Source organism: Myxacorys chilensis, assembly GCF_059505265.1.
The window spans coordinates 1-2,020 of sequence record NZ_JCACKG010000050.1 but is presented as its reverse complement, the minus strand read 5'-3'; the positions used below and the strand labels follow the sequence as shown (position 1 = coordinate 2,020).

The window sequence follows — 2,020 nt, the reverse complement described above, 5'->3', positions numbered from 1 at the left end:
GCCAGAACGACACGAGGGACCGCCTCGTCGCCACCACCGCCGACCTCCTTCGTGAGCACGGCTACGCGGGGACGGGCCTCCAGGCGGTCGTGGCCGCCGGCGGCGCCACCATCGGCTCGCTCTACCACCACTTCCCGGGCGGCAAGGAGGATCTCGCCGAGGCCGCCCTCCGAGCCTCGGGAGCCGGCTACCAGCTGCTCGTGGAGGCGATCATCGACGACGCCCCCGATGTCGCCGCCGGCATCCGGCGGAGCTTCCCGGCGGCGGCCGCGGTCCTCGAGGCGTCGGGCTATGCCGACGCCTGCCCGATCGCCACGGTCGCCCTGGAGGTCGCGAGCACCAACGAGCGCCTCCGCCGTGCGACCGGCGAGATCTTCGAGGGTTGGTTGGAGGCGCTGGCCTCCCGCCTGCGCGCCGCCGGGCTCGCCGACGACGCCGCCCGCAGGGCGGCGCTGGTGTACCTCGCCGCCCTCGAGGGCGCCTTCGTGGTGTGCCGGGCGTCGCGCTCCACCGAGGCCATGGCCGCCGCCGGCGCGTGGGTGGCCGACCACGTCGATGCCGAGCTGGCCGCCGCCGGCTGACGATCAGCCGCAGGAGCGCCCGGGCGGCGGGTCGCCCGGGACCATCCCGACGCTCGCCGTGACGGGGGTCGTGCTGGTGGTCGTCGCAGTGGAGGTCGTCGGGCCGGCAGGGCCGTCCGGACGCTCGCCGGCGGAGCCACCGGGGTCGTCGGCGGTCGTGGTGCTCGTCGTCGCCGCCGAGCCGTCGAGGCCCGTGAAGTCCGTCCCGAGGAAGAGGACCACGGCGTCGTCACCGAGGGTCGTGTCCTCCTGGACGACGACCTCGCCGACCTCGGTCGCCAGCGTGCGTGCCTCCGCCTCGGCGCCCGGTGCGTGGCGGACGATGGTGGCCGCCTCCCGGGCGTGGCCCAACTCCTCGCCGTTGCCGAAGTGGTCGATCCCGAAGCCGGCGGCCACCAGCTCGTCGGCGACCTCGACGGCCAGGCCCTCCTCGCCGGAGCTGTTGAGCACCGTAGCCGTGACCTCGCCCGGATCGAGCGGCGCCGACGGGTCGGTGGTGGTGGTCGCGCGAGGGTCGCCTGCGGCTGGGCCGACGTCGCGGAACAGGTCGAGGACGGGTGCGGCGCCGTCGACGTCGAGCTCCACCACCTGGGCGCCGCCGTCGGTCGTGCGAGGCGTCACCGGCAGGGTGTGGGCCTCGAGGGCCGCCGAGTCGAAGGCCGAGAACCGGCGCCCGAGCGCCAGCAGCTCCGTGACCGACAGCTCGTCGTCGATGGTCACGTTGGCCGTCCCGACGTCGACCAGGCGCTTGAGCGTGAGCGGGTTGCCCACGCCCTTGCTCCGTGCCCGGTCGATCACCCGGCGCAGGAACAGCTGCTGGCGCGAGATCCGGCCGAGGTCGCCGGTGCCGTCGGACGTGAAGCCGCCGTCCTCGAAGTACTGCAGGTGCCGCGACCGGGCGAAGGCGAGGGCGCCCCGGCCGTCGAGGGTGACGCACCCCGGGTGGAGCACGTCGAGGCCGGTGTTGCGGTCCCGCATGGCCCGGTCGAACCACAGGGGCACGCCGTCGACCGCGGTGACGATCTCCTGGAAGCCCCGGAAGTCCACCTCCACGTAGTGGTTGATGGGCACGCCGAGCTCGGCGCGCAGCGTGTCGACGAGCGCCTGCGGACCTTCGGCGTAGGCGGCGTTGATGCGGCCCCGCTCCCCCGTCGAGCGGAGGTCGACCCACAGGTCGCGCGGCAGCGACAGCACGCGGGCGTCGCGCCGGGCGGGATCGATGCGCAGCAGCATGATCGTGTCGGCCAGGGGTGCGTGGTCGACGTCGGCCGCCGGGTCGAGGGGGTCGCCTCCCGCTCGGGAGTCCGACCCGACGATGAGGTAGTTCGCCGGCCCTCCGGCGATCAGGTCGTCGAGGGCGACGTCGGTGCGGTCGATGGACCGCAGCTTCCACGCACCCCAGCCGACCAGGGCGGCGGCCCCGAGCGCCAGCACCGTGA

Annotated in this window: 2 protein-coding genes; one reads left to right on the top strand and one right to left on the bottom strand. The window is 74.8% G+C overall.

What is annotated here, in order from left to right:
* Window positions 1–581, top strand: a 581-nt coding sequence (locus AC5JLB_RS02480) for a TetR/AcrR family transcriptional regulator (protein ID WP_495872276.1), incomplete at its 5' end; no start/stop codon positions are given.
* Window positions 582–584: 3 nt separating this feature from the next.
* On the opposite strand, the gene AC5JLB_RS02475 is transcribed toward AC5JLB_RS02480, so the two are convergent.
* A partial coding sequence (locus tag AC5JLB_RS02475) for an LCP family protein (RefSeq protein ID WP_495872275.1) occupies window positions 585–2,020 on the bottom strand: 1,436 nt, incomplete at its 5' end.